The 23,999-nt window shown below is 46.1% G+C and carries 22 protein-coding genes; 16 read left to right on the top strand and 6 right to left on the bottom strand.

What is annotated here, in order from left to right; genetic code table 11:
- Nucleotides 1–128: 128 nt before the first annotated feature.
- The 4 genes from BM613_RS08980 to BM613_RS15055 form a co-directional block, all read right to left on the bottom strand.
- Complete coding sequence (locus BM613_RS08980; RefSeq protein ID WP_109430842.1) at nucleotides 129–1,277, bottom strand: NAD-dependent epimerase/dehydratase family protein; 1,149 nt, start codon at nucleotides 1,275–1,277, stop codon at nucleotides 129–131.
- Between the two features lie 91 nt (nucleotides 1,278–1,368).
- Entirely contained in the window at nucleotides 1,369–2,526 is a 1,158-nt protein-coding gene (locus BM613_RS08975; RefSeq protein ID WP_109430841.1) for a glycosyltransferase family 4 protein, read from the bottom strand.
- Between the two features lie 273 nt (nucleotides 2,527–2,799).
- Nucleotides 2,800–2,994 carry an aspartyl-phosphate phosphatase Spo0E family protein gene (locus BM613_RS15060; RefSeq protein WP_181363004.1) on the bottom strand — a complete coding sequence of 65 codons (195 nt, stop codon included), beginning with the start codon at nucleotides 2,992–2,994 and terminating at the stop codon, nucleotides 2,800–2,802.
- A gap of 160 nt (nucleotides 2,995–3,154) precedes the next feature.
- Nucleotides 3,155–3,676, bottom strand: coding sequence for a hypothetical protein (locus BM613_RS15055; RefSeq protein ID WP_181363003.1), 522 nt, complete (start codon nucleotides 3,674–3,676; stop codon nucleotides 3,155–3,157).
- Between the two features lie 237 nt (nucleotides 3,677–3,913).
- Between BM613_RS15055 and BM613_RS08965 the strand changes: the two genes are divergently transcribed.
- The 7 genes from BM613_RS08965 to BM613_RS08935 all read left to right on the top strand — a co-directional run bounded on the left by BM613_RS08965 (nucleotide 3,914) and on the right by BM613_RS08935 (nucleotide 11,027).
- On the top strand, nucleotides 3,914–4,396 hold the full coding sequence (locus BM613_RS08965; RefSeq protein WP_245926322.1) for a helix-turn-helix domain-containing protein: 483 nt from the start codon (nucleotides 3,914–3,916) through the stop codon (nucleotides 4,394–4,396).
- A gap of 19 nt (nucleotides 4,397–4,415) precedes the next feature.
- Nucleotides 4,416–4,859 (top strand): hypothetical protein, encoded by a 444-nt coding sequence (locus BM613_RS08960; RefSeq protein ID WP_109430838.1) that lies wholly within the window; start codon nucleotides 4,416–4,418, stop codon nucleotides 4,857–4,859.
- Nucleotides 4,860–5,054: 195 nt separating this feature from the next.
- Nucleotides 5,055–6,062: a LacI family DNA-binding transcriptional regulator gene (locus tag BM613_RS08955; RefSeq protein ID WP_245926320.1), complete on the top strand. Its 1,008-nt coding sequence runs from the start codon at nucleotides 5,055–5,057 to the stop codon at nucleotides 6,060–6,062.
- A gap of 30 nt (nucleotides 6,063–6,092) precedes the next feature.
- On the top strand, nucleotides 6,093–7,430 hold the full coding sequence (locus tag BM613_RS08950) for an ABC transporter substrate-binding protein (RefSeq protein ID WP_109430836.1): 1,338 nt from the start codon (nucleotides 6,093–6,095) through the stop codon (nucleotides 7,428–7,430).
- Nucleotides 7,431–7,537: 107 nt separating this feature from the next.
- On the top strand, nucleotides 7,538–8,476 hold the full coding sequence (locus BM613_RS08945; protein WP_109430835.1) for a carbohydrate ABC transporter permease: 939 nt from the start codon (nucleotides 7,538–7,540) through the stop codon (nucleotides 8,474–8,476).
- Nucleotides 8,473–9,303: a carbohydrate ABC transporter permease gene (locus BM613_RS08940; protein ID WP_109430834.1), complete on the top strand. Its 831-nt coding sequence runs from the start codon at nucleotides 8,473–8,475 to the stop codon at nucleotides 9,301–9,303. Before BM613_RS08945 ends, BM613_RS08940 begins: the two co-directional genes overlap by 4 nt.
- A 44-nt stretch (nucleotides 9,304–9,347) precedes the next feature.
- Complete coding sequence (locus BM613_RS08935) at nucleotides 9,348–11,027, top strand: glycoside hydrolase family 13 protein (protein WP_109430833.1); 1,680 nt, start codon at nucleotides 9,348–9,350, stop codon at nucleotides 11,025–11,027.
- 45 nt (nucleotides 11,028–11,072) lie between these two features.
- On the opposite strand, the gene BM613_RS08930 is transcribed toward BM613_RS08935, so the two are convergent.
- Entirely contained in the window at nucleotides 11,073–11,420 is a 348-nt protein-coding gene (locus BM613_RS08930; RefSeq protein WP_146192783.1) for a hypothetical protein, read from the bottom strand.
- Complete coding sequence (locus BM613_RS08925; protein WP_109430831.1) at nucleotides 11,389–11,754, bottom strand: ArsR/SmtB family transcription factor; 366 nt, start codon at nucleotides 11,752–11,754, stop codon at nucleotides 11,389–11,391. Before BM613_RS08925 ends, BM613_RS08930 begins: the two co-directional genes overlap by 32 nt.
- A 326-nt stretch (nucleotides 11,755–12,080) precedes the next feature.
- On the opposite strand from BM613_RS08925, the gene BM613_RS08920 reads away from it, so the two are divergent.
- From BM613_RS08920 to BM613_RS08885, 9 genes are all read left to right on the top strand, one after another.
- A complete protein-coding gene (locus BM613_RS08920; protein WP_109430830.1) occupies nucleotides 12,081–13,838 on the top strand; it encodes an ABC transporter transmembrane domain-containing protein in 1,758 nt (585 codons plus the stop codon).
- The gene (locus BM613_RS08915) at nucleotides 13,838–15,634 is read left to right on the top strand and encodes an ABC transporter ATP-binding protein (protein WP_109430846.1); all 1,797 of its coding nucleotides are present in this window, start codon (nucleotides 13,838–13,840) and stop codon (nucleotides 15,632–15,634) included. Before BM613_RS08920 ends, BM613_RS08915 begins: the two co-directional genes overlap by 1 nt.
- Nucleotides 15,635–15,663: 29 nt before the next feature.
- On the top strand, nucleotides 15,664–15,894 hold the full coding sequence (locus BM613_RS15050) for a hypothetical protein (RefSeq protein WP_181363002.1): 231 nt from the start codon (nucleotides 15,664–15,666) through the stop codon (nucleotides 15,892–15,894).
- Between the two features lie 25 nt (nucleotides 15,895–15,919).
- Nucleotides 15,920–17,344: an amidase gene (locus tag BM613_RS08910; protein WP_109430829.1), complete on the top strand. Its 1,425-nt coding sequence runs from the start codon at nucleotides 15,920–15,922 to the stop codon at nucleotides 17,342–17,344.
- 152 nt (nucleotides 17,345–17,496) lie between these two features.
- Entirely contained in the window at nucleotides 17,497–19,356 is a 1,860-nt protein-coding gene (locus BM613_RS08905; protein WP_181363001.1) for a proton-conducting transporter transmembrane domain-containing protein, read from the top strand.
- Between the two features lie 11 nt (nucleotides 19,357–19,367).
- Nucleotides 19,368–20,297 carry a respiratory chain complex I subunit 1 family protein gene (locus BM613_RS08900; RefSeq protein ID WP_181363000.1) on the top strand — a complete coding sequence of 310 codons (930 nt, stop codon included), beginning with the start codon at nucleotides 19,368–19,370 and terminating at the stop codon, nucleotides 20,295–20,297.
- A 49-nt stretch (nucleotides 20,298–20,346) separates the two neighbouring features.
- Nucleotides 20,347–20,985 (top strand): hydrogenase, encoded by a 639-nt coding sequence (locus BM613_RS08895; protein WP_109430826.1) that lies wholly within the window; start codon nucleotides 20,347–20,349, stop codon nucleotides 20,983–20,985.
- Between the two features lie 6 nt (nucleotides 20,986–20,991).
- On the top strand, nucleotides 20,992–22,464 hold the full coding sequence (locus BM613_RS08890) for a proton-conducting transporter transmembrane domain-containing protein (RefSeq protein WP_109430825.1): 1,473 nt from the start codon (nucleotides 20,992–20,994) through the stop codon (nucleotides 22,462–22,464).
- Nucleotides 22,464–23,990 carry a hydrogenase large subunit gene (locus tag BM613_RS08885; RefSeq protein WP_109430824.1) on the top strand — a complete coding sequence of 509 codons (1,527 nt, stop codon included), beginning with the start codon at nucleotides 22,464–22,466 and terminating at the stop codon, nucleotides 23,988–23,990. The genes BM613_RS08890 and BM613_RS08885 overlap by 1 nt, the downstream gene beginning before the upstream one ends.
- Nucleotides 23,991–23,999: the final 9 nt, after the last annotated feature.

The following is a 23,999-nucleotide window of genomic DNA, read 5'->3' as shown; positions in this document are numbered from 1 at the left end:
AACGGTAGGTTTGTCGCCAACCCCCGTTCGGGACTTACACCCTAAAGATTCCGCCCATGCCGGGCGTACAACGATAGAAGGTCGAGCGAGGATCTCGCCCGACCTTCTCTCGATGAGCAGTCAATCGGTTAGGACCACGTGACAGTTGGCATAATTGTGTCTAGTTGAATCTCCTCTTTATGCATTCGTGCGCTTTCGATCATCTCGCGGATCGTTTGGTCTGACAGCAAATGTGGAGTTAACCCAAGTTCAAGAAGTTTGGTGTGTGCCGCATGGTAGTAATGTTGTTCTGCTTCTACACGCGGATTTTGCAGGTGTAAAATTTCTGCTTGAATTCCTAAATCGGCAGATACTCGTTGCACTCTTTGAGCTAAAGCAGCTACAGAAAATTCTTCGGTAAACTGGTTGAATACGCGAAACTCACCTCGTGATGCCGGATTGAGTGCAGCGATCTCAATGCAACGGACGGTATCTTGCAAGTTGATAAAACCTCGTGTTTGCCCACCCGCCCCGTAGACGGTTAAGGGGTGAGAGGCGGCAGCCTCAACGCAAAAGCGATTTAGCGCAGTGCCAAAGATCTGATCATAGTCAAAGCGGTTAGACAGAAGGGGGTGCATGCGTGTTTCATCCGTCTGAACGCCATACACAACACCCTGGTTAAGGTCTGTTGCACGCAGATTCCAAGCTCTACATGAGAACATAATATTATGGCTATCGTGAACTTTTGACAAATGATACATAGAAGGAGGTTGCTTTGGGTAAGGTAAGGTGTCCTGGCGACCTTTGTACTCAATCGTAAGGTAACCTTCTTCAATATCGATGTTAGGAGTTCCATACTCCCCCATCGTACCCAATTTGATTAGATGGCAGTCTGGTACCACTTCTTTCATGATATAGAGTAAATTTAGTGTGCCGACAATATTATTTGTCTGTGTAAATACGGCATGTTCACGATCGATCATCGAATAGGGGGCTGACCGCTGCTCTGCGAAGTGGACGATGGCATCGGGGACAAACTGTGCGACAGCGTGGGCTAACGCATCATAATCTCGCATATCTACATGATAGGCTTCAAAGGCACCTTTCGCGTATTTTTGCCACTCGTGTACACGCTCATCCATGGAAGCAATCGGAGTGAGAGAGGCAATGCCTAGCTCGCGATCCCAATCGCGTCGTATCTGGTTGTCTAAAATTGCAATATCATGTCCTTTGCGGGATAAATAGAGAGCTGTGGGCCATCCACAAAATCCATCTCCGCCAGTAATCAATATCCGCATGAAGTCACCTCGGCTGTTATTTTCCCGATCTATCTGTCTGTGATTATACCATTGGTATTCTCTTATAGGAGCATGTGAATCAAAGCATCTTTTATACTGGAATATTTAGATCACTTGGCAATTCTGATTGTAAACGATAGGCCTCAATTGCCCATTCGTAGGAGTCTACGAGCGCTTTTGTCGGTGCTTTCCAACTGCGTGCTTCAATTGTGTGTCGGGCCTTGCGCGCGAATTCATCCCGCATTTTTGGATGAATCAAGAGATTATGTACGGCGTCTTGTAGGGAATTTTCCTCGTCTGGATTAAAGAATAGACCTGCGTGTGTTTGTCCGATCAACTCCTCCGAAGGTTTACTTTTCGCAGCTAAGATAGGCAATCCTGATGACATCGCTTCAAGTAAGACAAGACCTAGTGTTTCTGTTGTTGACGGAAAGAGAAATAGATCGGCAGAGGCATAGGCAGACGCTAATTCTTCACCGTGCAAAAAACCGAGAAACGTGGCGTTGGAGTGTGCGAAAAGGCGTTCTAAGCGGTGTCGATCAGGGCCATCTCCGACAAAGGCAATATGTAGTTTTGGCATAGCGTCTAACAGCGGGCGAAGTCGCTCAAGCTGTTTTTCAGGGGCTAAACGACCGACATAAAGAAGGATCGGATGATCTTTTTCTCCGTTTGTGAGTCGAGCACGCATGAGGTCTAGGCGCTTGCGTGGATGAAAGAGTTCTGTGTCTACACCTCCGGCCCACAAACGTGTGTTGCAAAATTTGCGCGCATTCAGTTCTCTGACCATCGCTTCAGAAGTGGCTAGATTCAGAATGGCTTGATTGTGCAAAAGCCGGAGATAACTCCAAGCGATCGGATCTAAAAAGGGCACGCCATAAGTGTGGGCGTAAGCAGCAAGATTGGTATGAAATGACGCTACGAGTGGCAGGTGCATCTTGCGAGCATAGTAGATGCCATTTACACCAAGGACCACTGGATTGACGATATGGATTAATGAAGGATGAAATTCAGCCAGAAAGGCTCCGATTTTAGGAGAAGGTAAACAAAACTTTTTTTGAGGATAGAAAAAGTAAGGGAATCCTTTTACGGATAAAACGGGAGCAGTGCGATAAAAGTCAGGGGCTCCAGCAGGCGCAATCAATGCCACTTCATGTCCCATGTCAAGAAGGTGATCAACGGTTGCGCATAGGCGTGTCACAATGCCGTCGGTGGAAGGGAGAAAAGTTTCCGTAAATAGAGCAATTTTCACATGAGTACCTCCCGCAGATCCGCTTGCTGGACCCGTACATTTCTGTCCACATTATACCCGATCTTGAAGATTCCAATTGTATCTGCACAATTGGAATTTCGATTGGCAAGAGGGCTTATGCAGCTGGTGTACTTTTTCTTCTACAAGTACAAGCCATGGCACAATTTAGAAGAAGATGGCTTTGTAATGGGTGTCGGAATAATCAGCAAACAAGGTCGTATATTGTTCAAAGCGTATGTAAGCATATGAAATGAGAGGTGGGTCTCTAGGCTTTTAGCGAGTAGCCGAATGCTTTTTGCGCATCTCGATTTTTTGATAGAGAATAATATAGTGATCTAATCTATGACTGATGCGTAGAACTTCGTGTGCGGAGAAACTCTCTGTTGCGTGTACGGCGCGAGTAAGTTCTTTTCGTAAGAATTCAATTCTTCGCAATAAAACCTGATGGACAGTGCGCTTGCGTTGCAAAAAGAAACACCCCATTCTCATCTCTATGATTCTCCACATTACGACAAGATGAGAAATTTTATTGTCGAAGTATGGAGAATCGTGATAAAAATTTACTAGTGAAGAACTTTGATGATGAAATCTCAGTTCACACCAAGTAAGAGAATGGAGTTCAGCGATTTCAATATGGCGATCGGTTAGATGATGAGGAGCTTGAATGGCTGTGAAGAATTTGATCGCGGTGAACGAGGTACCAAAGTGGGCTATTTGTGCCAAGTTTTCCTGCGGGGAGCGCATGAACAGGTGTTAGTGCCACGACGATATAGGATGAGGTGACAAAGATAAACGTGAGTCCAGCTAAGGTTAAATGTAAAGCGATTGATTGAAGGCGAACGTGCTTTCTTTTTGCGTCATATCGAAAAAAGAAATAAACCCCAAGTAAGTACGTAAAAGTGTAAATCGCATACCCAAGCAGTAGATAGAGGACTGCTGTGAAATGATCGGGGTGGGATGCAAAGCGAAAAAGGTGGCGTACAAGACTGATCGAGAATAAAGCCCAAGTAGCAGAGGCGAAGATCACGTGGGAACTTACTACGAACAAAGGATAGCGGATTTGACGACGGAAAGTAAATCCAAAAAAGAGCACCGCTCCAAATAGAGAGGTCAAGAATAACAGGATGTAAGTTACGTCTAAAAGTGACAAAGGAATGGATTCCTCCTCGAGTTGTGATGCGCAAAGAGCATCTATCCGTTTAAATGATGAATTGCGCTACTTGTTTATTCGCCAAAATACTTCACCATTCCTTTTCCCTGGAAAGGCGTTATAAAGGTGTCCGAATTTTGCTCCCGCTCGACAAAACTTCTCTTCCTTCGGCAAAGGATTCGACAAGACAAGGCGCGAATATCCTTGTCATCTTATTGTAGGAGGTATGAAGGCGTGATGGAGCGATCTTATAGCATCTCTGATGTTGCGGAACGAATTGGTGTGTCGCAGGGGACGATTCGCAATTGGGAAAAAGAACTTGTTGAGTTTTTGGCGATTGCACGGGATGAAAATGGTTGTAGAATTTATACAGAGAGCATTGTGGCTCGACTAGAAAAGGTAAATCAATTGCGTGCGCAAGGTTTGTCGTTGGCAATGATACGTGAAGTGTTTGCAACTTTTTACCAAGTTGCTGGGGCCAATGATGCACAGGAGTCTAAAATGGAAAATGAGGCAACGCAATGGGAAGCGATAAGCCAGCAACTTGCTCTTCAATTGGAATCTATGGCGCAGCGCCAATCTCAGGAGATTCGTGACTATATTGATCAGAGACTACAGAGTATGAGCTATGTGCAAAATGAAATTTTAAGTCAAATGCAGCAGGCACGGCCGCTGCGCATGAAACGGCGTTCACTGTTTGCTCGTGTATTTAGTCTCTAAGGGGGTGTGAAAGCCGCACATGCGCAGTATAAGCAAGCGGCTTCCCGATTTTTCTGCGGTGATGGCAATCGGGTTGTTGATTCAATTTATCGTTGGCATGGTGACAAATCTGTTTTTTTCAATCCCTATCATCATTCCTGGAACACAGTCACTTTCATTTTGGCCGAAATTTTGGAGTGTGCTGAATTGGTCTTTGTCCTATAGTAACCCTGTGCTTGAAGGTCATTCAGGCCTTGGGGTGCTACTGGTACCACTTTCTTGGTTTTTTGTCTTTGTTGCTCATCGTGCAAAGTCTTGGCGCTATATAGTGCTTGGTTGGATTGCAGCATTGTCCATGTTGTTTGCGGCATGGAATGGGATACTTTTTTTGATGGATGGGCAAATCGCACTACATTCACTCTGGATGGCGCTTGGTTTTGTAATTTCACTCGCCATGTATGGGGTTGGATTACGTATGAAATGAGGATGATTTAACAGATACTACGCCGAGTGGCAGTTGCTACTCGGTTTTTTTTTGATTTAAACAAAAACATTGCAAGATTGATTGCTAGGTCGAAAAATGTGTGCTATTGTCTGAAGTATATAATTGCTGAAAACGCTTCATGAAACTGATTCATAAGGGGGTGAGTTTATCAAAAAGCGCCCGACGATCGGAGATGTGGCAGAGCTTGCAGGGGTTTCAAAAGCCACTGTATCGAGAGTATTGAATCGCCCTGAACTTGTAGACCCGGAAAAACGGACGCGTATAAGGCGAGTCATGGAAGAGTTGGATTTTTCGCCGAATGCAATCGCGCGCGGGTTGAGTGTTCAAAAGACGAACACTTTGGGATTGGTTATCCCTGGTATAAACGACCTTTTTTTCACTGAGTTATATCGTGGCATTGAACGTGCGAGTCGCGAAAACGGAATGAAGGTTTTGCTGTTTGACTCTCAACATTCACGTCATCGCGCACTCGAAGGGTTTACTTTTTTGAAGCAGCATCAAGTGGATGGCATTATCTTCACAAGTAAGTTAATCGACGAGGATTACGACCCTGTACTGCAACGCATTGGAATTCCAGTGGTACTTGCGCTTGCCGAAACCGTCGCAAAAACTCCGCTGCCTGCTTTTAAAGTTGATGATGTGCGCGCGGTGTTTGATGTGGTTTCCTATTTGATTGCGCGTGGACATCAGCGCATCGGAATGATTTCAGGTGAACTTGAAAATGATGCGACAGGTGCACTTCGTTTACAGGGGTATCGGTCGGGGTTGGCACATTATCAGATCCCGTTTCGAGAAGAATATGTAGAAGCCGGCAATTATCGCTTCGATGGTGGCTATGCGGCAATGCAGCGTTTGTTAGAGCGTCAGAATGACAATCAGTTGACGGCGATTTGTGCTGCGAGTGATGAAATGGCGATTGGAGCCATGCGCTGTCTTCACGATCACGGGCTAAAGGTGCCAGATGACATGTCTGTCGTTGGGTTTGATGATTTGAGCATCGCGCGCATGGTCACACCTGCGCTGACGACGATTGCGCAACCGTTTTCAGCCATTGGTGAACGTGTGGTGCAGGTATTGCTACAAATGATAGACGCAGATGGCACTCCGCCGCCATGCGGGACATACTATCTTCCGCACCAATTGGTTGAGCGGGAGTCAGTCACGACGCTGCACAGGGAATGAGATACGACATGATCAAAGGGGGATTTCGAGATGAAGAAATTGCAAAAAAGTGCTGCGATGGCAGTTGCCATGCTGAGTGTAGGGGGATTGATTGCGGGATGTGGAACCAATCAGGCGACTACGCCAACCCCAACAACGACATCCTCTTCGCAAACTCACACCATTAACTTCGCAAATGCCAGTGGCACGATTGTTTGGGCTGCGCCACCTATCACACACACAGGATTGCGCAATGCGTTGATTGCTGCATTTGAGAAGAAGTATCCAAAAATTAAAGTGCAGCTACAAAGTCAAAGCAACAACACAGACACCAACAGGGCAAGTTTGTCCACAGCAATTGGCGGCGGCTCTTCGACACCTGATGTTTATATGGGAGATGTGATCTGGCCAGCGCAATTTGCTCACGCGCAACTTGCATTGCCATTAAATACGGTGTTACCGGCCTCGTTCTGGTCGCGGTTTTCAAAAGGATTAGTTCAAGGAGCAACCTATAAAGGGAACGTGTATGCCGCTCCATTTTTTGCGGATTCCGGGTTTCTGTATTATCGCAAAGATTTGCTGGAAAAAGCACATTTACCCGTACCGACCACGTGGGCACAGTTGAAACAAGAAGCACAAGAGTTGCAAAAGAAAGGGCTTGTCCAATATGGGTTTGTCTGGCAAGGGGCATCCTATGAAGGATTGACTTGCGATTTCCAAGAATATCTAGCCGATGCAGGTGGCTCTGTACTCAATGCACAAGGGCAACCGACCATTGATTCACCGCAAGCTTTGAAAGCGCTCGACTTTATGCGCAGTCTCATCACAAGTGGGGTGTCTCCGACAGCGGAAGACACATTCCAAGAGTCTGAGTCAATGAATGTCTTTGATCAAGGGAAGGCAGCGTTTTTGCGAAATTGGACATACGCTTGGGCCAATTCACAAAATCCCTCGGATTCCCAAGTGGTCGGCAAAGTAGGTGTAACAGTGTTGCCGAGTTTCAATGGCGGTGCCGGATATAGTACGATCGGTGGTTGGGACTTGTATGTGAATCCGCACTCGAAAAACTTGCCTGCAGATCTTGCTTTTATCAACTGGATGACAGGAAAGCAGGCTCAGACGATTCTCGCTGTACAGTTTACGGAACTCCCAACCAATGCGGCTGTAGCATCGAGTCCTGAAGTGCAAAACGTGAGTCCGGTCTTTAAGCTTGTCAATAAGATGCACTTCATTTCACGTCCCGATCAAACACCAAACTATCCACAAATTTCACAAGCGCTTTACACCAACGTGAATGCAGCACTATCAGGTACGATCAGTCCGAAAAAAGCATTGAAAAATGCGCAACAACAGATGCAGCAAGCAGTGGGCTCTGGCGGCGGACTATAAGTCACTTGACTGGTTGATTTGCTGCTCGTAGAGTAATCTCGGCTTGTAACCTTGCGCAGTGGGCGAAGATTCATCCTTCGCCCACTGTCTGTAGAGGAGAATGGGAGATGAATGCAATTTTGCAAGAACAACAAGGGGGGAAACGGCGCTCGCAATTAGGTAAGTCAGATCGCCGCGCTGGGTATCTCATGTTGTTCCCCGCCCTGTTGATTATCGGCGCGATCACAATTTTTCCAATTCTATACTCGATGTACATGAGTTTCAACCATGTGACGTTAACGGAAAATGGCTTTCAACTGCAGTTTAATGCAGGGAAAAACTACGATATTTTAATTCATAGTTCCGTTTACTGGCACAGTGTGGAATTCACTGTAATGTATGCTGTGGTGACAGTTGTTGTTGAGTTGGTTTTAGGTTTACTCATTGCATTAGCAGTGAACAACGTGCAGCGCTTAAAAAACCTTTCACTCGTTGTAATGCTTATCCCGTGGGCCCTCATTACGGTGATTTCAGCGCAAATGTGGGACTATATTTACAATGGAGTGTACGGGATTTTAAATTACCTGTTGCAATCTATGCATCTTATTCAATCGCCTGTGACGTGGCTTGGGACGTCGACGAGTGCAATTATTGCGATGATGGTGGCAGATATCTGGAAAACAACACCGTTTGTTGTAATTATTTTGCTTGGCGGGTTGCAAATGATCCCTGAGGAATATTATGAGGCTGCTTATATGGATGGAGCGAATCGCTGGCAGTCTTTTTGGAAAGTCACGTTGCCCCTTTTGCGGGGGAGTATTGCACTTGCTGGTTTATTTCGGATCTTACAAGCGTTTGGCGTATTTGATTTACCTTTTGTGTTAACGGGTGGAGGACCAGGCGATGCGACGCAGTCACTCGCTATTCTCGGGTATGAGATCTTGTTTCAAAATCTCCAGTTTGGGCGGGGTTCGGCGATTGCTGTAAGCACCGTTTTACTTGTGCTGTTTGTGTGTCTCGTATTCCTTTCGGCATTTCGCTCTTTAGTAAAGGGGGAAGACGCATGATTCGGAGCAAGCGTCAAATTGTGTTGGGTTATGTTGTCTTAATCGCTTTTTTGCTCGTAATTTTACTCCCTTTTTATTGGATGTTTGTGACTTCATTTAAACCAAACACAGATATAAGTGCCTATCCGCCTTCCTTGTTTCCGCATCACTGGACACTTGTGCATTATGTACGAGCTTTTACGGTTTATCATTTTTCTACGTTCATTGTAAACAGCGTCATTGTCGCTGTGAGTTCGACTCTTCTAGTGTTATTTTTTGCGAGCATGGCAGGATTTGTCGTTGCGCGTCTGCCGATTAAGGGAAAAGTGCCGTTGATGATTGCCTTGCTTGTAATCTCAGTATTTCCTGAGATCGCCGTGATTTCTCCGTTGTACATGTTGCTGCGTTCACTGGGGTGGTTAAACTCCTATCAAGCGTTGATTATCCCTTATACCGCCTTTAATATGCCATTTGCAATTTGGATTCTGCGCAATTACTTTTTAGAAATTCCAGGAGCACTCTTTGAAGCGGCGAAAATGGATGGTGCTAGTGTTTTTCAAACCTATTGGCGCATCTTTTTACCCGTAACAACTCCAGGATTATTTACTGCTGCGGTATTTACTTTTGTCGCGGCATGGACTGAATTTTTTATGGCACTCACGTTTAACTCGCAGGATGCAATGCGAACAATTCCGGTAGGAATTGCTCTGTTTAGTGGGGAGTTTAACGTTCCGTACGGAAGTATTTTTGCGGGTTCGGTGATCTCACTGATTCCGATTTTGATTTTAGTCATCGTGTTTCGCAAGTGGATTGTTTCGGGGTTGACAGCGGGGGCTGTGAAAGGGTAAGGTTTCGCGGCACTGCTTGATGGATGAAGAAGGGGGTACTATTTTTGGAACGCATTTGGTGGAAAGAAGCTGTCGTCTATCAGATTTACCCGCGCAGTTTTATGGACAACAATGGCGATGGCATTGGGGATCTGCGAGGTATTATCGCTCGTCTAGATTATCTCAAGGAACTGGGAATTGACGTGATCTGGCTGAGTCCCATTTATGAATCGCCAAATGATGACAATGGTTACGATATCAGCAACTATCGTGACATCATGAAAGAGTTTGGAACCATGGAAGACTTTGATGAATTGCTTCAAGAAGTTCACAACCGCAAAATGAAACTCGTGATGGATCTCGTGGCAAACCATACATCGGATGAGCATCCGTGGTTTATTGAGTCGCGGTCTTCAAAAGAGAATCCTTATCGTGACTATTATATTTGGAGACCTGGAAAAGACGGGCGGGAACCCAACAACTGGCTTTCTTTTTTTAGTGGCTCAGCTTGGCAATATGATGAGCACACGGGCGAATACTATCTGCATCTGTTTAGTCGAAAACAACCAGATTTGAACTGGGAAAATCCTCGAGTGCGGGACGAAATCTACGAGATGATGACTTTTTGGTTAGAGAAAGGCATTGACGGTTTTCGCATGGACGTAATTAATGCGATTTCAAAGGTTGAAGGATTTCCGGATGCGCCTAATCCCGAGAATCAACGTTACGCTTGGGGCGGACAGTATTTTTTAAATGGCCCCAAGGTGCACGATTATTTGCGTGAAATGAATGATCGTGTACTGTCCAAGTACGATATTATGACCGTGGGTGAGACCGGTGGTGTAACGACAAAAGATGCTTTGCTGTATGTGGGGGAGGATCGTCGAGAACTTTCGATGGTGTTCCAATTTGAACATGTCGAAATGGCGGGACCCGCAGGGAAGTGGTCGCTTGACGCGTGGAAGTTAGCTGATTTAAAGAGGATTATGTCGCGTTGGCAAAATGATCTTTATGGGAAAGGGTGGAACAGTTTATATCTCAACAATCACGATCAACCACGGGCGGTTTCTCGTTTTGGCAACGATTCAACCTATCGTGTGCAATCTGCTAAAATGTTAGCGACTTTTTTGCACATGCAACAAGGGACACCCTATATTTATCAAGGCGAAGAAATTGGCATGACAAATGTCAAGTTTGATCGCATTGAAGATTACCGCGACGTGGAGATTCACAATTTATGGGAGGATCGGGTTGTGCAAGGTGGGGCTGATCCGGATTTGATGTTGCAAATTATCCAAGCGAAAGGGCGGGATAATGCACGCACTCCGATGCAGTGGGATGCGAGTCCTCATGCTGGATTTACAACAGGTACACCATGGATTAAGGTGAACCCGAATTACGTAGAAATCAACGTAGAAAAAGCGCGGCGTGATCCCAACTCTGTCTTTCACTATTATCAAAAATTGATTCAACTGCGTAAACAGCATTTAATTGTAGTCTATGGGAAATACGAGTTGATCTTAGAAGATCATCCGCAAATCTATGCATTTACACGCACATTGGATCGAGAAGTATGGTTGGTTGTGAATAATTTTTATGATGGATCTCCAGTTTTTGAACTGCCTCAGGAGATTTCTTACAGTGCTTATGATCTGATGATTGCAAATTACGATGTCGATCCGTTAGAACAGCCAAGGCACTTTTCCTTACGCCCTTATGAGACGCGTGTATATCGTCTGCATTAAGGTGCTGCCGACCCTTTCCTCATCGCAAAGGGTCGGCAATTCCATTTACTGCGAAGAGTCTGCCTTCCATGTAACTTGCACAATCTCGATTTGCTCTTGTTCGTATAGGCGTGCAATCAGTTCACGTGCACTTTGTTTGCTGATCGAGAGGTGTACGGCAATTTGAGCTAAGTCGACCTTCCCTTGTTGCGCTTTTAGCAAAGAGAGCAGTTCTCCTTGCACGTTTGCTAGCCAATCTTCAAATAGGCCTTGAACAGCTGGTGGTCTGACATCTGAATAAAGTCTGGCAACGTGTTCGCGGTTCATGTTACGACATGCTTTTCTTTCTCTTCCACCTCGTTGTTGGCGAAATCCATAAGCATTATTCCCCTCTTGAAAGTTCATCCCATACATAGCCTCGGTTCCCCCTTCTTCTTTTTTGTGGATGACGACACTCGCCTTGTTGTATTTCTGACGTGAACGCGCTGGTTTGTGTAATCCAAGGCCAAAGTGTGGCTGCTGCGATGCGATACAAAATAAAAGGGCCATCGCGCTCCGCTTGCACAATCCCATTTTCGCGCAAGACGCGTAGATGATAAGAAACCAACGTCTGCGGGAGATTTGTCAACTCCATAATGCGTGAGACAGATTGTGCATCTTCTTTTACAGTGTACAGTATACGCAAGCGATTCACGTCGGAGAGAAGGCGAAACAGTGCCGCATAAGCAACATAATCGCTGTCGTTCATATAAACACCCACTCATATCAAAGTCTACGCATATAGAATGCTCCGCATGCTCGGTTCTGTCAAGTGTCTAATTTGTGTCTGAATGCAGTTCTCCTTGTCTTGCATGTAAGGTGGGAAGTTTCTCCTATGATTGATTAAAAGTGGTTGCATAGTTGTTATAATCAAGTATATATTTACTCTATATCCCACACGAAATTCTGGAATTTAAGGGGGCACGCTCGTTTTCATCGTATACAGTTCTTCTTCGTATCCTCGCGCTTCATGCAGAATGTTTACTGCCAATCCCCCACTTGATTCAATGTTACATGTTAAAGGAAGATGATCGTTTGCGGATATTCCTTGATTTGCTCTGGTATTTTAAGAGGAAAAAATGGCGTTATCTAACAGCCGTTTTGACACTCATCACAGTTGCGTTACTCAATCTGATTCCACCGCGAATGGTGGGACTGGTTATCGATGCGTTGCAACACAGGGAGTTAACAGATGGGAACTTAAGAATGTGGTTAGGTTGGATTCTTTTTGTCGCGCTCTTAACGTATTTTTTACGGTATGTCTGGCGGTGGTTGTTGTTTGGAGCAGCAATTGAGCTTTCGACTACGCTGCGTGAGCAATTATTCGATCATTTTACGAGGATGTCCCCTCAGTTCTATCAAACAAAACGCGTCGGAGATTTGATGGCGCATGCGACCAATGATATTCAGGCGGTTGAGCAAACTGCGATGGAAGGAATTCTCACCCTTGTCGATTCACTCGTCACAGGTACGGTAGTCATGATTACCATGGTCTCTGTGATCAGTTTGAAGTTGACACTCGTTGCGCTGTTGCCGTTGCCGATTTTGGCTTATGCGACGAGTCGGTATGGGAAGATCTTGCATCGCCGCTTTGATAAAGCGCAAGCCGCTTTTTCAGATTTGAATGATCGCGTTCAAGAAAATATCTCAGGGATGCGGGTAGTCAAAGCTTTTGGGCAAGAACAAGTAGAGATTGCAAACTTCACAACATTATCGAACGATGTAGTGGCTAAAAATTTTGCAGTTGCACAGATTGACGCATTATTTGATCCAACGATCCAACTCATTGTAGGAATTTCCTATTTTCTGAGCCTTGTTGTTGGAGGATATGATGTTGCGCATGGACGGCTTTCGATCGGCAGTTTAACTACTTTTACAATGTATCTTGGTCAATTGATCTGGCCGATGCTCGCGTTTGGCTGGCTATTTAATATTGTCGAACGCGGTCATGCCTCCTATGAAAGAATTCAGACATTGCTCGCAATGAAAGAGGACGTAGCAGATCGCAGGGGCGCCTTAGCTGTTGAACTTACAGGTGACCTTGTAGTTGGCATTTCGCAATTTACATATCCCCAAGCGTCTACCCCTAGTCTTCAAGGTGTTTTTTTTGAATTGCAGCGCGGTTCTACGCTCGGTGTCGTAGGGAAAACAGGTAGTGGGAAAACGACATTATTGCGATTGTTTATGCGTGAGTTTGACGTGGTACACGGGGATATCTCTATGGGGGGGTATTCGATTTACGCGGTGCAAAAAGTTTCTTTGCGCAAAGCGATCGCTTATGTACCTCAAGATCATTTTCTGTTTTCTGCGACAATTGCAGAAAACATTGCGTTTGCAAAACCACAGGCTACGCAGGCGGAGATTTCTGAGGCTGCGCGCATCGCAGCGATTCATGATGACATCATGCGCTTTCCTGACGGTTATAACACGATGGTTGGGGAACGCGGTGTCACACTTTCAGGTGGACAAAAGCAGCGTTTGTCCATTGCGCGCGCGCTCCTGCTAGATGCGGAGGTGCTGATTCTTGATGACTCTTTGTCTGCCGTAGATGCTCGCACAGAAGCGCATATTTTAACGGAACTTAAACAGAAGCGGCAAGGGCGCACCACGATCATTTCTGCACATCGCTTAAGTGCAGTAGAACATGCTGATCTCATCATCGTTCTAGAAGAAGGGCGTGTTGTGGGGGTAGGAAACCATGAGCAATTGATGCAACAAGGTGGCTTCTACGCCTCTATGTATCGCAGTCAGCAGTTAGAGGAATATGTGGAACAAGGAGGGATTCGCGCGTGATGGATGTTGATGACGTAGCTGTTGCGCCACTTTCGGGCTCCTTGTTGCTACGGATGCTCAGTTATACCAAGCCGCACGTGAAAACTTTGACATTCGCTTTTTTCGTATTGGTATTGGCAACAGGTTCTAACGTTTTAGGTCCTATCCTCATCAAGATTTTTATTGACCATTACCTGGTTGTGCACAATTTTCCTATATGGCCGTTGGTTTTACTTGCTACTACGTATCTCTCTTTGCAACTCATGGCAGCATTTTTTAACTTTACACAGCTATTGATATTTCAGAAAGTCGCCTTATTCATCATTCAACAGTTGCGTGTCGATGTTTTTGGCAAAGTGCAGATGCTTGGACTTTCTTTTTTTGACCGCACGCCAAGTGGGCTACTTGTTTCGCGAATTACCAATGATACAGAGTCGATCAAGGACATGTATGTCAGTGTTTTATCAACTTTTGTACAAAACATCGTATTACTTCTTGGTATTTATGTGTCTATGTTCATTTTAGACGTGCGTCTCGCGTTGTTTTGTTTGGCTCTCGCTCCGATCATTGTCGCGATTATGGCAGTATACCGCCATTTTAGTTCGCGTATCTTTCATTTGGCAAGACATCGCCTCAGTTTGCTCAATGCGAAATTGAGTGAATCCCTGCAGGGAATGTATATCGTTCAAGCAATGCGTCAAGAACATCGCCTGCGTGCAGAGTTTGCAAGGATCAACTATGCGTATCGCAGCGCACGTTTGCGCAACATCAAATTCAATAGCCTCCTCTTGCGGCCGCTGATCGACGGATTATACTTATGTACCTTGATTCTCGTTCTTGGATTTTTTGGCCTTCAATCGATGGTGGAGCGCATTGATCTAGGTGTTTTGTATGCGTTTGTGAGTTATCTTGAACAATTCTTTGAACCTGTCAATCAGATGATGCTTCGACTAAATTCATTTCAACAGGCGATGGTGTCTTCTCATCGTGTGTTTCACCTGCTCGATGAAGATGATCTAGCTCCCCGACAAGCAGGGGAGGGGGATCCGCAAATTACACGTGGCGAAGTTCGCTTTGAAGATGTATCGTTTTCGTATGATGGGAAGACAGACGTTTTAAAGAACATCTCTTTTGTTGCAAAACCGGGACAAACGGTGGCACTTGTTGGGCATACAGGGAGTGGGAAAAGTTCAATTGCAAACTTGTTGCTGCGATTTTACTCTGTCGAGCGCGGTCGGATCACAATCGACGGGATTGATTTACGCACATTTGCAAATGCACATTTGCGTAAAAAAGTTGGGCTCGTTTTGCAAGATGCGTTTATTTTTGTTGGTGACATTCGTTCGAATATTCGCCTTGGAACAGAGAAGATCACAGATCAAGAGGTGGTGGCAGCTGCGCAATTTGTTCAGGCGGACGCCTTTATTCAGAAGCTTGCACATGGGTATAGTGAACCGCTAGGCGAACGAGGCGCCACCTTGTCGGCAGGACAGCGCCAACTGCTCGCGTTTGCGCGCACGATGGCACATAATCCGCAAATTCTTGTTCTTGACGAGGCTACTGCAAGCGTTGATACGGAAACGGAGGAAGCAATTCAAGAGACGCTCATGCGCATGCGTCAGGGACGAACGACGATTGCAATTGCGCATCGGTTATCTACGATTCAAGATGCTGATTTGATCTTGGTCTTACACCACGGAGAAGTGATAGAGCGTGGGACACACCAAGAACTGTTGGCTAAAGAGGGGCTATATCACAAAATGTTTCTATTGCAACAAGGTGGACGAGTTGTTTTAAAGGATTGTTTAGAAGCATAGTTCTGCAAGATGAATTGGATTCATGTAAGATGGAGACAGCTTACGTCAGTCAAAATGCAAGTGAGACTGCCTGGGAGGATTGCGAAATGACCACTGGATATACAGTTGTGTATGTGTCTTTTTTTGCTTTGCTTGTCGCATTGGCGATGGTATTTTTAATTGTTTATGTTGCGGCTCCAAACCGTCGTTGGGCGCTTGCGTCAGCCGTCGTGATGTTTGTCATTGGTACTGTGGGAATGGCTATGAATCTCATAAGATAGAGTGCGGGCACAGGGGTGTAGAATCATGAGGGTTGAGAAGGACGTGACCAACGATCTGACGCGTTTATCGGCGACAGAGATGATGCGAGGGTTAGCAAATCGGTTATTTAGCTCGACAGAACTTGTGAAAGCCCATCTCTTGCGCATAGAAGAAGTGAATCCTAAGTTAAACGCAGTGGCCTATAGGCGCTATGAACACGCCTTAAAGGAAGCAGAGGCTGCAGATCACTTGCGTCTTCTTTCAAAGACTGATCCTTCCACACTTCCGCGACTGCTCGGAATGCCCATTACGGTCAAAGAAATGTATCGAATCGAAGGTTTACCGATCACAGGAGGTGTGCATAAGCATCGCAACCGACTTGCGACTGAGGATGCGGCTGTCGTTTCACGTATAAAGGCAGCTGGTGCCATTGTTTTAGCTAAGACGAATATGTCGACGTTGACGATGGCACATGAGACGGATAACGTGCTATTTGGCCGAACCAATCATCCATTGAACCCTTTGCATACTCCAGGGGGCTCAAGCGGAGGGGAGGCAGCACTAATTTCTACCTTTGCTTCTCCATGGGGAATAGGCAGTGATCTGGGGGGGTCAACGCGTCTCCCGGCCCATTTTTGTGGCATTGTTGGAATTCGTCCTACCTATGGGAGAATTTCGAGTGTTGGCGAATATCCAGCGTATTCTCACCATCTGCATATGAATTCAGTTGGCGTACTCGCACGAAATGTGCAGGATACGCAAGTATTATACGAAGTTTTAAGTGATCATCACATTTCTCCTTTGGTTCCTCGTGAGATTCCGATCAAATGGTTAGCTCAAACGGATAAAGCGCCAATTGATGAGGAATTGGCGCTTGGGATGGAGCAATTGATTCGTGCGATGCGCGATTCAGGGCTTGCGATAGAATCTGTAGAGGGGAGATTTTTGGCGTCTGCAACTGCTTTATGGCAAAATGTGATCCTGCAGGATCGCGGACAGGAGACGATCACGGAAATTCAAGAAGGATCTTCTTTTCACTTATTTTCTGAATTAATGAAATCAAAACGCGGAACAAGTGTATACCATAAATGGATTTTGCGCTTATTACTGGGTGCACGCTTATTTCCACCTAGTGAGCAGGCAATTCGTTCGTTTCCGAGGCAGATTGAGCGCTTGCGGGAGAAGTTTCGAGAGATTACAGAAGATCGCGGTGTACTTTTGACGCCCCTTTATCCGACAGCATCTCCGCGGCACGGAAAGGTGGCACATTATGTATACAATAACATGGGGTCTCGTGTACTTCCTTATCTCGTATTTGTTAACGTCTTAGGCTACCCTGGTATTGCTGTCCCTATTGGACGTACGAAAGCCGGATTCCCCTTTGGGATACAGGTTGTTGGTGGAGCTGGGCAAGAACAAGTTGTCTTCGCGGTAGCAAAAGCAATTGAGGAAATTGCAAAATTTATTTAGTGTAAACGGCAAATTAGGGGTGTATGGTGCTCGCACACGTGAGCACCATACACCCCATCTACTTTTTATCTGGATTGACGCTGCGCAACCACTATGTTTTAATGTATATATCTTATAACATTATAATATATAACGATTTGGAGATGGCTGATGTGCAACGTATCGTCCATGTGTCGATCAATTTAGCAACAGTTGCTTTTTCGGTTGGGATCTTATTTCTTGGATGGTCTGGACTTGAACATCCAACTCTTTTGTTTGCACATCCGCTATTCAGTGATATTTTTTCGACTTCCTTTTTTACTCTGAATTTAGCAACGGTTCCCTTATCCAGTGTATTTCTCATGACGCTTGGTGTTTTAGGTGTATTGTCAGCGATCTATGGGATTGGCTATGGGGAAGTGTACCGCGCGCGGTTTGAGGGCGCATGGCTTGATGTCGGGGTTTTCTTATTCATCGCGGCAATGGCTGTCGTGTTTTTAGCAGGCAACGCATTCACTTTTCTTTTTGGTTGGGAAATGATGTCTTTTGTTTCGTATCTGCTCGTCGTGTATGAGTCGGAGCGTCCAGAGGTCAACATGGCGGGTGTGCTTTATCTAGCAATGACACAAATTGGCACGGTTTTTCTCATTCTGGCATTTTATCTGTTGCACCAATTTACAGGGAGCTATGATTTTGCGGTCTTTGTACATTTGGCAAGGACACTTTCACCCGTACTTCAGAGCGTAATTTTTCTTTTTACGTTCGTCGGGTTCGCTCTTAAAGCAGGTATTATGCCACTTCATATCTGGCTTCCGCGTGCACATCCCGCGGCTCCTAGCCATGTGTCTGCACTGATGTCGGGCATCATGTTAAAAACCGCATTGTATGGTCTGCTTTTAGTCAATCTGTATTGGCTTTCACCTACAGTTTGGTGGGGTGTATTGTTCATTGTGTTAGGCGGGAGCAGCGCGGTTTTAGGTGCTTTTCACGCGACACAAGAAACGGATATAAAGAGAATTCTCGCCTATAGTAGCATCGAAAATATGGGGCTTTTATTCATGGTTGTCGGCATTTCGATTGCTGCCTTTGCTTTGCGTGAGTGGACGATCGCAGGGGTTGCCTTGTGTGCAACCATTTATCAGGCAATGAACCACGCGGCTTTTAAAAGTTTACTCTTTCATGCAGCAGGGTCAATGATCCATGGGACGCATGAGCGTTCTTTGAATTTTTTGGGCGGATTGCTTCGGCGCATGCCTTATACAAGTATAGCAATGGCCGTTGGTTTACTCAGCGTTGCTGCTGTACCGCCGTTTAATGGATTTATGAGTGAATGGTTGGTGTTTTTGGCAAGTGCTGATCTCGCTCGAACCAATCTTCACAATGTAGTAGGTTTGTTTGCGGCTATTGCATTGTTCGCGCTCCTCTTTACTGGTGCGCTTGTCGCATTGATGGCCGCTCGGATTTTTGGTGTCGGGTTTCAAGGGGAGGGACGCTCTCCGGGTGCGCGCGCTGCGCACGAGGCACCTTTTGCGATGCGTCTAAGTCTCTTGATGGGTGCACTCTACGCCTTGCTTTTAGGACTTTTTCCGGCGTTTATCGTGAATGCTCTACAGTTGACGCTTCCTGAACCTCTGCGCTTTTCTCCTGTGCATTTATGGTATACGGGAAATCTGTTTGCAATATCCAAACTGCCTTTTATTTTGCTTTTTCTGCTTGTTGGTGGTGGATTTTTCGTCTTTCTTTTGCTTCGCTTGTTTATCGGAAAGGAACAGCGCCATATTGCACCCACTTGGACGTGTGGAGGGGAACGGATGGCGTTTATGTCTTATAGTGCGACAGGATTTTCACAACCTGTCGCACGTACTTTTCGCTCGTTGATGATTCCCGTGGCAAGAGGATATATGTACCGCCCTGCTTGGGATTTCGTATTAAAAACGGCGCAATACTTTCGTCGAATTCAAAATGGCAGTGTGCGTTCTTATCTTGTGTATTTATTTGTCACCGTGATTGTCTTGTTGATTGTGGTCCGTTAAGGGGTGAAATGATGAGTCTTCTTCAAGCTTGTTTTATCGTACTGTTTGCACCATTTTTGCAAGGCGTCATTAAACGTCTAAAAGCGCGAATGCAAGGACGCACAGGGCCTTCAATTTGGCAGCCATATCGTGAATTGCGTAAGTACTTTCACAAAGGAGCAGTAGTGTCTGATCAAGCTTCGATCGTGACACGCCTAGTACCCTATGGACAATTTGCCTTGATTTTTTCAGCCGCTCTGACCCTTCCTTTATTCACAGTTGACAGGCAGACCCTTCTCGCGTCTGGAAACCTCTTTTTATTCATTTACTTGCTTGGTTTTGCACGATTATTGACGGCGCTTTTAGGTATGGATTCGGGAAGCGCGTTCGGTGGGATGGGAGTTAGCAGGGATTTGTTTGTAGCACTATTAGTTGAGCCGACAGTCTTTTTAGCGATTTTGTCTGCTGGGCTGCTAAGTAAAGGATTTAGTTTTGCAGGGATCACCTTACATTTGCTTTCACATCCCGGCCAAGGGCTTACCCTTACCACCCTGCTTGCTGCTGCCGCGCTTTTGATGATCGTGATCACAGAAACAGGACGCTTACCGATCGACAATCCTGATACGCACTTGGAACTTACGATGATCCATGAAGGTGCGATTCTTGATCTTTCGGGTCGTGCTCTCGGTTTGATGTCGCTTGGCGCGTGGATGAAGCAGTTACTTTGGATCAGTGTGTTCTTTGACACATGTTTGCCCTATGGGATGGCGACTGATACAGCACCTAACGACGTTTTATACGGTGTGATCATTTGGGTTGGCAAAGTACTGTTATTTGGTGTGGTGCTCGCGTTCATTGAAAGTGTGACAGCAAAAATGCGCTTATTTACAGTTCCGCGGTTTCTCACATTGGCGTTGTCACTTTCGCTTTTCGCGTTACTTAGCAATTACGTTGGTGCATAAGTTCCGATGCCCCGTGATCAGTGTGGAGTTTAGCAAAGGAGGGACTTCGATGGATTTTTGGCTGGACGTAACGGCGATGGCACTCATGGTAAGTACGAGTTGGATTATTGCGATTCGCTATATTCTTTCAGGGATTAAATGGCTGTCGTTTCAATCCTTCATGCTCTCTCTGTTAACAGCGGTTCTAGCGATCGAAACTGGGCGAACAGATTTGTTTGTGATCGCCGCAATCACGCTCGCTGTGAAAGCTATAGCCATTCCTTATATTTTATATCGCACGCTGAAAGCCGTTGGTATTGATCGCCAAGCCGAAAAGTCTTTTGGGCGGGATCGGCTGATCATCGCTGTACTTGCTATGTGGGCAATTGGGTATTATGTTACCCCTGACTTAGGTCTAGGAAGTGGGCACAATCTCTATCTTTCAATTTCTATCGGAATGTTGTTGAGTGGTGTGCTGATCATGATTACGCACAATAAAGCCTTGATGCAAGGAGTAGGCTTGATTGTGATTGAGAACAGCTTGTTTCTCGCGGCTTTGTCGACAAGTTTTGGCATGCCGTTTCTCGTGGATATCGGAATATTCCTAGACGTCCTTGTCGTTGTCGTATTGATTGCAGCTCTTTCTTTTCGCATGGATGAACTACTCTCGAGTATGAGCATCGAAAAATTGCGGCGGTTGAAGGGGTGAAATGAGATGTTTCTGTGGGTTATGTTGATGTCACCGATTGTTACGGGGGTTGCGTGCGGGTTAATCGGGCACCCAAAGATTCGCGAAATCGTGCACGGGATTGGCAGTGTGATCACTTTTGTACTGGTGATTGGAGTTGTTTATGAGATCGCACAAAAGAGCGTGGTCATGGCCGCTAATCAGTTTTTTTACGCAGATTCGCTCAGCGCGCTAGTGCTTGCAATTATTGGAATCGTGAGTTTTACTGCTTCATTACATTCAATTGGGTATATGCGTCAAGAGGTTGCAGATGGACATCTCAACGATGTGCAGTTGCGCAATTATTACTTATGGTTGCATTTATTTATTGCGACGATGCTGTTTGTGCCCATCGTGAACAATCTTGGGATGATGTGGGTGGGAATCGAAGCAACCACTGTGGTGTCGGCTTTTCTTGTCGCGATCTACCGGAAAGCAGAATCGCTAGAAGCCGCATGGAAATATTTGATTCTTTGTAGTGTGGGCATCGCGTTTGCTTTGCTTGGACTCGTTGTTCTTTATAGCTCGTCTGTACAAGTTTATGGGGCTGCTGAAGATCGCTTGAACTGGACTTTTCTTATTCATGCTGCACAACCGCTCCCAGCACATTTGTTGTTGTTGTCTTTTGTTCTTTTGCTCGTTGGCTACGGGACGAAAGTGGGTTTGGCACCTATGCATTTTTGGCTGCCTGACGCACACAGTCAAGCGCCGTCGCCGGCTTCAGCAATGCTCTCAGGCGCATTGCTAAACACCGCATTTCTCGCGATTTTGCGGATGTTCGCGATCGTGATGCGTATGGAAGGCGTAGCGTTTGTTTCTCATCTTGTCTTGTTGTTTGGGTTGTTGTCGCTGTTTGTGGCGTTTCCTTTTATTCTTTTACAGCAAGATATCAAACGCATGCTTGCTTTCTCCAGTGTAGAACAAATGGGGATTATTGCGTTTGGCATCGGCATTGGGGGAGAAACGGGCTTAGCAGCTGCCTTGTTGCAGATGTTTAACCATGCGATGGCGAAATCGACGTTATTTCTGACAGCGGGCAATATGACTCAACACTATCAGACAAAAAACATGAGCAGAATGCGCGGGGCGTTGCGATCCATGCCGTATAGCGGCCCCATTTTTTTGTTGGCGGCTTTCGCAGTGTCAGGTGCTCCTCCATTCTCCCTTTTCACGAGTGAATTTGCACTTACGGCTACCGCATTTGTACAAGGGCATTGGTTTGTCTCTGCTCTCTTCCTGCTTATCATTGCAGCGATTTTTGGCGTGATGGTCTATCAATCTGGTCGTGTGGTCCTAGGTGTGGCGCCATCGCGTTCAGAGATTCAGGAGCGCTTTGGCTGGAGGGTAGCCCCGCTTTTCTTACCGCTCTTGTTTGTGTTTGCATTTGGGCTGTTCATTCCCCGTGAAGTTCAAGGATTATTACAGCATGCAGCGCTGATTCTTGAAGGGAGGGCGCAGTAATGGAATATACGGGAACGGAAACAGTGGTTTTGCGTGCTGAACTTGTAAAAGCGTGTCAGCGTTTGATGCAAACAGGATTTCGTTTGTTGACAATGATCGGAACAGATGAGCGCGAGCGAACAGGTCATTTCATATTGCGATACTATTTTGCAGCGGATCGCACGTCGCAAATTGCTCTCGTCACGGTGCGAATTCCCGCGACGGATCCAACCTATCCTTCGGTGGCAACGATCATTCCAGCTGCTTCCTGGTATGAGCGCGAAGTTTATGATTTACTAGGCATTCAGCCGATAGGGCATCCCGATTTGCGTCCACTTGTTTTGCATGGTCAGCGGGTGAATGCTTATCCTTTGCGTCGCGATTATCCGCTTTTGCAGTCACTTCCAGAAGTGAGGCGAGAGCTGCAAGAACCCGCTTTGGATGAAGGTCAGTTCATTGTGCCAGTAGGACCAATTCATGCAGGAGTGATTGAGCCTGGACACTTCCGATTTCTGGTTGCTGGAGAAAATGTCGAATCGCTCGATGCGCAACTGTTTTATACGCATCGTGGGTTGGAAAAACGCGCCGAAGGAATGCATGTCGCGGAGGCAATGGCGCTTGTAGAACAAACGTGTGGTGTGTGCAGTGTGTCGCATGCACTGTCTTATGCGCAAGCTGTTGAGGCGGTGGCCCAAATACAACTTGCACCGCAAGCGATTTGGATTCGCACTTTACTTGCAGAGCTAGAACGTCTTTACAATCACGTGGGGGATGTAGGGAATCTCTGCGCGGGGATCGGTTTTAGTTTTGGAACGATGCAAGGGGCACGACTAAAAGAACAGTTGCAGCAGTTAAATGACGATGTGACTGGGCATCGCTATCTGCGTGGAGTAATCGTTGTGGGCGGTGTAGCAAAAACGTTCAGTTTCGCTGAAATCGAGCGAATACGAGTGACTACCATGCAGATCTTACAAGAAATTGGAGAAATCACGGATGCGATTTTGAGTGACGAGATTGTTTGTGATCGTTTTAATCGCACAGGGGTGCTTGATGCCCAGGTGGTTGAGCAGTGGAGTGTGGTTGGCCCGGCGGCTCGCGCATCAGGTGTAGTTCGCGATGTGAGGATGAATTTTCCTTATGCGGGGTACGGGGAATTGGAATTCTCTGTACCGACTTTTCAGACGGGTGACGTTATGGCGCGTTTTCAGCAACGTATTGCGGAAATTTACGAATCAGGAAAACTCATTGATCAAATTATTCGACGCTTGCTAGAGCTTGTTCAAACAGGAGATGGCACGCCACTCCTTACACCACTGCCGTCTCTAGTGCCTGGAAGTTTTGCAATTGGCATATCGGAGTCGGCCCGTGGAGAGAATGTGCATTTTGTGATGGTGGGGGAGAATCAAACGATCTATCGGTTGCGTATTCGTTCTGCTTCTTACGCGAATTGGCCGGCTGTACCCTATGCGGTGCCTGGAAATATCATTCCGGATTTTCCGTTGATCAACAAGAGTTTCGAGCTATGTTATGCCTGTTGTGATCGTTAGGAGGTGGAT

The organism is Sulfoacidibacillus thermotolerans (assembly GCF_003144315.1).
Taxonomy (GTDB): domain Bacteria; phylum Bacillota; class Bacilli; order Alicyclobacillales; family SLC66; genus Sulfoacidibacillus; species Sulfoacidibacillus thermotolerans.
Note: the sequence above shows the minus strand (reverse complement) of the source record. Positions and strands in the feature narration are given on the sequence as shown.

Excerpts from the sequence above, each read along its gene's own strand:
- BM613_RS08980 (WP_109430842.1), bottom strand. The coding sequence starts at position 1,277 with ATGCGGATATTGATTACTGGCGGAGATGGATTTTGTGGATGGCCCACA.
- BM613_RS08965 (WP_245926322.1), top strand. The coding sequence starts at position 3,914 with ATGGAGCGATCTTATAGCATCTCTGATGTTGCGGAACGAATTGGTGTG.
- BM613_RS08960 (WP_109430838.1), top strand. The coding sequence starts at position 4,416 with ATGCGCAGTATAAGCAAGCGGCTTCCCGATTTTTCTGCGGTGATGGCA.
- BM613_RS08950 (WP_109430836.1), top strand. The coding sequence starts at position 6,093 with ATGAAGAAATTGCAAAAAAGTGCTGCGATGGCAGTTGCCATGCTGAGT.
- BM613_RS08945 (WP_109430835.1), top strand. The coding sequence starts at position 7,538 with ATGAATGCAATTTTGCAAGAACAACAAGGGGGGAAACGGCGCTCGCAA.
- BM613_RS08940 (WP_109430834.1), top strand. The coding sequence starts at position 8,473 with ATGATTCGGAGCAAGCGTCAAATTGTGTTGGGTTATGTTGTCTTAATC.
- BM613_RS08930 (WP_146192783.1), bottom strand. The coding sequence starts at position 11,420 with ATGTATGGGATGAACTTTCAAGAGGGGAATAATGCTTATGGATTTCGC.
- BM613_RS08925 (WP_109430831.1), bottom strand. The coding sequence starts at position 11,754 with ATGAACGACAGCGATTATGTTGCTTATGCGGCACTGTTTCGCCTTCTC.
- BM613_RS08915 (WP_109430846.1), top strand. The coding sequence starts at position 13,838 with ATGGATGTTGATGACGTAGCTGTTGCGCCACTTTCGGGCTCCTTGTTG.
- BM613_RS15050 (WP_181363002.1), top strand. The coding sequence starts at position 15,664 with ATGGAGACAGCTTACGTCAGTCAAAATGCAAGTGAGACTGCCTGGGAG.
- BM613_RS08910 (WP_109430829.1), top strand. The coding sequence starts at position 15,920 with ATGAGGGTTGAGAAGGACGTGACCAACGATCTGACGCGTTTATCGGCG.
- BM613_RS08900 (WP_181363000.1), top strand. The coding sequence starts at position 19,368 with ATGAGTCTTCTTCAAGCTTGTTTTATCGTACTGTTTGCACCATTTTTG.
- BM613_RS08895 (WP_109430826.1), top strand. The coding sequence starts at position 20,347 with ATGGATTTTTGGCTGGACGTAACGGCGATGGCACTCATGGTAAGTACG.
- BM613_RS08890 (WP_109430825.1), top strand. The coding sequence starts at position 20,992 with ATGTTTCTGTGGGTTATGTTGATGTCACCGATTGTTACGGGGGTTGCG.
- BM613_RS08885 (WP_109430824.1), top strand. The coding sequence starts at position 22,464 with ATGGAATATACGGGAACGGAAACAGTGGTTTTGCGTGCTGAACTTGTA.